The organism is Moorena sp. (assembly GCF_982860115.1).
Map to the genome: position 1 here is coordinate 36,203 of NZ_CEYLVT010000037.1, position 7,169 is coordinate 43,371.

The following is a 7,169-nucleotide window of genomic DNA, read 5'->3' on the forward strand; positions in this document are numbered from 1 at the left end:
GCAAGATGCCCATTCCACCCACAAGATGCCCGTTCGGGCAAGATGCCCATTCCACAAAACTGTTCAAATCATTCGATTATTAAGCAACGGTGGGAGCCAATGAGCGCCGAACGGTTGTGAGTAATAATTTTAAGTTCAACAAAACCAGGCTCCCCCATCCTGCGGTTATGTCTTACTCGAAGGTTTTTTGATAACACAGCCTCTGCTCATTAGCAACTGCATCAAGACAGAATAAAGAATTTTAATACAGAATTTTATTGCTGATCAAACTTTGATCAATTGCCAATTAACTGGTAAATAATTTCTTCTGAGTTCTAACTCCTCAGTTCTAGCTCCTGAGTTAGAGATAACGTTGATTATCTCTAACTCAGGTATATTGCATTTATTATACTTATGAGATATTTATGGTTTATATTTGAGTCGTGAACAGACTCCCTGATGCAAGAGGCAACAGGAAAGAGGCATGCATCCTAGAGGGGAAACAGATCCGGAGTTTGATTGTCCAATAAAAAAAGACCACACAAGTTTACATCTCATGTATAAACCCTATAGCAGTCCCAATAAAGGTTAAGAAATGTTTCTGTTACCTGATCCAAAGTTTCCTTGAAAGCCTACTCCCTACTCCCTAATGTCTAAAACCCTGAGGGCGAGGTATCTCAACTTAATTGAGAACTGCTATCGTGTTCAGTATAAGTAAGTAAGGTTTAAGTTTTGCGCAACAAGAGTGCCACTGCCAAGTTAGCGATCGCATGTAGTCTTGGTGATGGCATAATACCACCATCACTATAGTTCTAAATTGTTATCTAAATTACCGTCAATGGCCTTACCCTATTCGTGATCAGGGTGTTCACCTGTGACACAGCAATGTTGGTATTAGTGATTTTTACCTACAGGAGCCCGATTCCAGGGATTAGACTTTCCCACTAGGATCTACCTATAAAAGCTGGCTGAAACTGGCTTTGTGGCTAACTAGAGCGGTTTCATCCGGAGTAGTTGGGATAATAAATCGGGTTTTGGCTGCTGATTGCCGCCATTTTGGCTGGAAAAATGGCCTATGTAAGCTAACCTTTGTAAAGACTTCACACAAAATTTACAATCTGGTGGGACTATTCATAAGTAATTTACGGAAAATCACTGATACACGTGGTTAACTTTAGTAGAAGCAAAAAGTGCAGCAGGTACTCAAAGCATGTAGTTTGTCCTAGTAACTACGGAAAGCGCACCTCAAGATGCTAGACAGAGTCAAAAAACCGTACCGTGCGGAATTTCTCTCAAAGCCCTTGAGGTACATAGTAACACGAGTAGTTTTAACAGTTAACTATAAAACATGTCAGGCTCTCCTCTGAATAAATTCCTTTTCAAACCCGTTCTTCTTGCAGCAGCGGTATTGTCAGTACTGTCCTTACCAGTAGCAATTTTTGGCTCACAACCAGTCTCCATTCGCATTCAGGGAGAACAGTGGATGGATGGTGAAATTAAGGATCTTGCTCCCCCTTATCTAGGGTTGGTTGGAGCCTTAAGTTTGGGAGTCGGTGTAGCCAGTTTGGCAATTTCAGGGTGGCAACACTCTGCCCATAAATTTTCTCAAACTCAGGACAAAGTTTCCACTCTAGCTGAGGATATCCAGTCAAAAGAAAAAGAATTAGAAGACCTTAAGCTTTCTTTGTCGAGTTTGGCAGCGTCTGGACTCACTGATTTTATAGATGAGGCAGAAAGCCAGAGAACAGTTACAGAAAACCTTACAGAAAACGTTACGGAAAACCTTACCGACAAAGTTATAGAAAACCTTACAGAAAACCTTACAGAAAACCTTACGGAAACTCAGGATAACAACCTTGAATTCCAGCCAGTCTTTCAAACTATAGTGACTAGGTCGGATTTTGTTGAAGAGCCTGCTATCACAACCGCTACAAGGTCTGTAGAGGATGTAACCCAGAAGTTTGCCTCAGCACAAACGTTTCTAGGTTTTGTGCGCACAAAACCTGTAGTCACCCCACCTATCCAGGTAAGTTCACCAAAACCGGAGCAGCTGGAGCAACTAAACACTCAACTTCAAACAATTATGTCTCAGATGGCTTCTTTACAATCTGCCCTTGATGGCACACAGAAAAGTCGAGGGATTGAGGTACCTGTAGGGAATCGCCCATCCAAACAACTTCTTAAGTCCTGGTCTGTAAAGGGTTAGGAAGGTTTAAGAGAAGTTGTTAGACGATTAGGGTGCATCCTTGTCCAAGCATAAGCTAAAAAGCATCTACTGGAATTGACTCCAGAGAGTTAGGTATAGATAGTTTACTGTTGGTAATTAGCCAAAATTGCGGAATTTATTTGACCATTTTTGCCTTCCGAATTCACAATTATAACCTCGATTTATCGATGGATTAATTTGGGATTAGCTAATTACTGGATTGTTACGATTGGTATCACCTTGATCCTTTTCACAAAAAGCGCCAAAAAAACGCGATCATAGGGCTCATTAAATAAAACTGTTAAGGTATTTCAGTAAAAGGGTTCACAGTTTGGCTGAGTATTATTCTGAATATTATTCTGAGTATTATTCATGGTTCAGGCTTGATAGTGACCAACCATGAACCATGACCATTAACAATAAACTAAGATAAAAGTTTTGTCTTATCGGAAAAACTCTGACGGCGAGAGTGGAGTATTGCTTTGATTTTTTAAATTGGTTTGTGGGCTAATACTACCACTAACCGATGTTTGGGGTCTAAGTTCTGAGCGGTTTCCCCAGCCACCATTGCGTTCTGCTGCCCTAATGCTAGGTACTGATTTCCTGCCACTAGGTAGCGCTATCAGTAGGGTGGAACTTGCCTTGACGTAAGGTTGACCATCATTATTAAATCGGACGAGGTCACCTTCCATCTTGGGAATCTGCGGCTGTTGCTCTTCAGCCGTTCCTAAGTGACCATAGGGCTCATAGGTGGCTACGAAAGAGACACTATTATTGGGGCTAACCGAGAATCGTCCTTGTGATTGATTGATTTGCCAAGCTTCCTGAAGGCGACCATCTGGTGCCACCTCCCATAGGTTAAGCCTAGCTTGCCATTGACCCTGCTCGTTTACTTCAACAACTTGGCGATCCAAAATCGAATAGGTGCCTAGGGGGTTAGAACCAAATAAAGGCTGTTGTGTCGGACGCAAATAGCGAATAGCAGCTACAGCAATTTGACTTTGGTCAGGTAGATTACTAGTACCGGATACAGTATAGGCACCAGGACGACGGGCCGGTTTCACACTTAGTTCTAACTCAAGGTCAGGGGATTCTTTTGGGGAGCAGCTGACACACAATGCCATTAGCATTAGGATCATACTCACCTGCCTATTAGAGTAAAGTGAGCGAACTGTTTGACTTAAAAACTGGTAGAATTGCATAGGCATAGGTATAAACAGATTCGATATTCCTTAGGGATAGCTTACAAAGAATGATTAATTGTCAGTAATGGGGTTTAAAATATCGACTATCATAACAACTTGTGAAAAATGAGCTAGGTTAATTGGTAGTTAGTCATGGATTGACCACGGAACGCTCATCAACGTCTAACATAATCAATACCTTGATTGTTTATAATTGAGCGTTTATAATTGGTAGCTTATAAAATTTTATCGACTAAGACTAGTTATGAAGCAGCAAAGTAGGTTTAGACATACATCTTTATTGAAATTTTGTACTACTCAGTTGGCAATCGCTGGCCTAGTCACCCTAGGGATTCCTAATGGTTCTGCCACTGCTGCGAATCAAGTTGGTTTGTGTGCCAAAGATCTTAAAGCGGCCAATATCACTTCAGAAATCGCATCACAAGCTTGTTCAGAGGCACTACAACCTGAGGATTTATCGTTTTGTGTACTGAAAATTAAGGTACTGACCTCATTAGCAGGCCAAAAAGCGTTAGGTGCTTGTACACGAGTCCGACGACCTTTGGAATTGGCTAGGTGTGTGGTTGATATTGACAATCAGATTGAAAACATAAATGCTAACTCAGTGCTGGAGCACTGCCGTCGTAGCCTCCTGCCAGAGCAATTTTCTGAATGTGTTATTGGCTTGAATAGTGCCAATGTTGCTAGCCCTGACAAGGCTCTAAACACTTGTATTTCTGTTGATCAATATCCCTCCGAATTGTCTCCGACCTTTGCGCCACCTCCGGCAAGAACCTTGGTTCAGTAATTTGGTTGAGTATTGTAAGCATATGCGCTACGCGCACGCTGCGCGAACAGCACTCAGCAGTCAGCAGTCAGCTTTATGAGACAGGCCACAAGTCCTGTGACAACACTGCAGCATTATTCCAATGCTTACCGATTTTATTCAAAAGCTGTTCGGTGTAGCTTGCCCTATGCTCATAAGCACATCAGCTAATGAGTCACAGGCTTTGGCCTTGGCCTTTGGCCACGCTACGCGAATGGCCACGCTGTGCGAACGACGCTGGGACTCATTAGCTGATAGCTGATAGCACATCAAGTAGCGTGGCACAGGCTTATAGCCTGTGACTCATTAGCTGATACGCGACACGCTGATAGCTGTTCGCGCAGCGTGCGCGTAGCGCATATACTTACCTTCTGTTTATTTAACCTTGTGTAAGTAATCAACAATTTCGTTAAATTTTTGATCCACATTACCACTGGTGAATAAATCTTCAGCCTTGGCCAGACCTGCTGTTAAATCTTGGCAAATACCACAACGCCACAGATAAAACCCACCATTCCAGATAGCGGCTGGCATCAATGGGTTGGATTTACCCTTTAGGATTTCCTGGTACTGTGCCAGCAGTGTAGTGGTTGACTCAAACGGTACCTCCTTGCCAGCCAAACCGTATTCACTCGGATGGAGTAGCAGACGTTCAAACCCTTTGGATGATGGTTCACTAATGGCTATGATGGCAGTGCGATCGCGTGGTAGGTCACAGCTACCCTCTAAGCCTTTGACAAAGGTAAAATTCTTGACCAGACGCAGCTGACATGTCTGTCTAAACAGATTTTCTGTAGGTGGATGAACATACCCGGCAACATGATGAGTCTGTCTTTGATCGGCAGACCTATAGGCAGACCACAGGAGTTCCATGGTTGCTATCGGTGGACGTTTACCGATTTGGTCGCGGTAGGAAACTAACTGATGAGCTTGGGGAAAATGCTGGGGTAAATAGATAAATCCTAAGCCAGTGGTCTCCAATACTTGTTGGACCTGGGGCACAGACAGTTGGGAAAAATCCATTCCCATTCCCTGCCAAATCTCAATCAAGGGGACTCCATACTTAGTTGGCATACAATCTCCGCCATGCATGACCACAGGTACGCCAGCAGTAGCTAAGACTAAGGCGGTCAGGGGTGTGACTGGTGCAGTACGGTTTCGTCCATCATAGGGTGTTCCTAACACCGTAATCCCCAGGGATGGAGAAGACGAAAGTGAGCGAGAGGCATCTTGCCCATGGTTGATGTCCCAGGGTTTTAACCTTGGTCCAAGTTGGTCATAAGCATCCAACATCCCTGCCAGTTCTTCACTGGTCGGTCGTTTGATGCGGTGGGCAATCATAAATGCTCCAATTTGCGCTGGTGTAGCCTCTTGTGTCAACATGAGGCGGGTTGCCGTGGTGGCTTCTTCACGAGTTAAGGCTTTCCCAGTGTGGACACCACTGCCCACTTTCTTTAATAATTCCCTGAAGGCATTACTCATCGGCGATTAGTCCAAAGCTGGAAACAGTGATCAAGCTTGAGCAAGGGCTGGCAGCTGGACGTTCCAAGCCTGAACTGTTGGCATGTCCAGCTGACGCACCAGTTTACAAAAATGCTGAATTGGTGGAATCTCTAAGCGATCGCGAGTCGTGACCAAGACCACCTGACGAGTCCACTTGGAATCCAAGGCAGAGACGCTACCCACTAGTTTGTTGGAGCTAGCCAGGGATTCTGGTAGTTTTTCTAGGGTACGCACAGCCAGAGTAGAGTCTTGCTGTACATTGATCAGGGCTGATTTGGGCAATAGGGCAATCAATTCTCCTTGGCGCACTACTCCTTGGAATGCTTCTAGGGTATTTAACTCCATAACTGCCCGCAAATTAGCCCCTAGGCGGGCAAACTGCTGCTGTACTAAACGTTGCATACCGTAGCCACTTTTAAAGACTGCTTGTGGGTATTTAATCAGTTCTGACCAGGGCACTGGTTGATAGTTGACTAAGGGATGGTCTGATGCCATCAGGACTTCGATGGGCTCTTCATAGAGTACCTCAACTACCATCTCTGAACTAGTGGTCAAAAAGCGATTGTTCATCACAATTGCCACATCCACTAGACCATCTCGCAGTACCTTCAAAGAGCGATCGCTTCCGAGGGCCGTTACTCGTAACTGCACTTGAGGATAGGCTCGACAAAATTGCCTTAAGATCGGTGGCAAATAGTGAGCGCAGACTGATTGGATTGCTGCTACACACAATTCTGGCTGCTTACCTGCGATCAAATCTGCTAATTCTTGGGTAGCCGTTTGCCACTCTTGACAGATTTTACGAGCACGGGGTAACAGCTGTTCCCCTGCAAGAGTCAACTTGGCGTGAGCAGTGCGATGAAACAGTGGCATACCCAGATGACTTTCGAGAGACTGAATTTGTCTACTGATAGTCGATTGTGTTACGCCGCATTTTTGTGCCGCTTGTCCAAAATTACCCGTCTGGGTGACTGCCAGAAATGCCTGCAACTGCTCAATCCGCATGATTTGTCTAAGGTGTATGAGGTTTCATCATAATTCATTGAACATAGTAGATTTTTTGAGGAAGTTCGGTATAATTTGATACATTGACGCTGGCCCATTTAACTAAATCAATAACTCCAGCAATGTAATCTAGTCAACCAATTTCAATAGGGACAGTCACAGTCAAGGGAAAACAGGGCACTTCTGATTTCTGAAAAAGCCAAAATATTAAGAAAGTATAAATAAATATATAAATGTAGCGTTTCCTGGTATATCAGGTAAATCTCAATTTTTTAGCCCTCTTTATACCACGTTTATAAAAAAATGTCAATAATTAGTTTATATAAGTCTTACTTATTTACATTATTTAATAACCTGAGGGGTAATTACTCTCAAACACCTTTACAAAACTAAATATATTGCTTAATATATATACATGAAGGCGCACACAAGCCGGACGAACCTCGAAAAGTTCATATTCATACCC

At 43.6% G+C, this 7,169-nt stretch carries 5 protein-coding genes; 2 read left to right on the plus strand and 3 right to left on the minus strand.

Annotated features, from left to right (window positions below; translation table 11 throughout):
* The first annotated feature begins 1,327 nt into the window (after nucleotides 1-1,327).
* Nucleotides 1,328-2,185: a hypothetical protein gene (locus AC4II3_RS09155; RefSeq protein ID WP_488012319.1), complete on the plus strand. Its 858-nt coding sequence runs from the start codon at nucleotides 1,328-1,330 to the stop codon at nucleotides 2,183-2,185.
* A 443-nt stretch (nucleotides 2,186-2,628) separates the two neighbouring features.
* Here the strand turns inward: AC4II3_RS09155 and AC4II3_RS09160 are convergent, their stop codons facing one another.
* Nucleotides 2,629-3,324, minus strand: a complete 696-nt coding sequence (locus tag AC4II3_RS09160; RefSeq protein WP_488012321.1) for a hypothetical protein — start codon at nucleotides 3,322-3,324, stop codon at nucleotides 2,629-2,631.
* A gap of 310 nt (nucleotides 3,325-3,634) precedes the next feature.
* On the opposite strand from AC4II3_RS09160, the gene AC4II3_RS09165 reads away from it, so the two are divergent.
* Nucleotides 3,635-4,177, plus strand: coding sequence for a hypothetical protein (locus AC4II3_RS09165; RefSeq protein ID WP_488012323.1), 543 nt, complete (start codon nucleotides 3,635-3,637; stop codon nucleotides 4,175-4,177).
* Between the two features lie 393 nt (nucleotides 4,178-4,570).
* Here AC4II3_RS09165 and AC4II3_RS09170 read toward each other — a convergent pair whose 3' ends face one another.
* Together AC4II3_RS09170 and AC4II3_RS09175 are read right to left on the minus strand one after the other, a co-directional pair.
* Nucleotides 4,571-5,677, minus strand: a complete 1,107-nt coding sequence (locus AC4II3_RS09170) for an anthranilate phosphoribosyltransferase family protein (RefSeq protein WP_488017108.1) — start codon at nucleotides 5,675-5,677, stop codon at nucleotides 4,571-4,573.
* Nucleotides 5,678-5,707: 30 nt separating this feature from the next.
* The gene (locus tag AC4II3_RS09175) at nucleotides 5,708-6,703 is read right to left on the minus strand and encodes a LysR family transcriptional regulator (RefSeq protein WP_488017106.1); all 996 of its coding nucleotides are present in this window, start codon (nucleotides 6,701-6,703) and stop codon (nucleotides 5,708-5,710) included.
* Nucleotides 6,704-7,169: the final 466 nt, after the last annotated feature.

Excerpts from the sequence above, each read along its gene's own strand:
- AC4II3_RS09165 (WP_488012323.1), top strand. The coding sequence starts at position 3,635 with ATGAAGCAGCAAAGTAGGTTTAGACATACATCTTTATTGAAATTTTGT.
- AC4II3_RS09155 (WP_488012319.1), top strand. The coding sequence starts at position 1,328 with ATGTCAGGCTCTCCTCTGAATAAATTCCTTTTCAAACCCGTTCTTCTT.
- AC4II3_RS09175 (WP_488017106.1), bottom strand. The coding sequence starts at position 6,703 with ATGCGGATTGAGCAGTTGCAGGCATTTCTGGCAGTCACCCAGACGGGT.
- AC4II3_RS09160 (WP_488012321.1), bottom strand. The coding sequence starts at position 3,324 with ATGATCCTAATGCTAATGGCATTGTGTGTCAGCTGCTCCCCAAAAGAA.
- AC4II3_RS09170 (WP_488017108.1), bottom strand. The coding sequence starts at position 5,677 with ATGAGTAATGCCTTCAGGGAATTATTAAAGAAAGTGGGCAGTGGTGTC.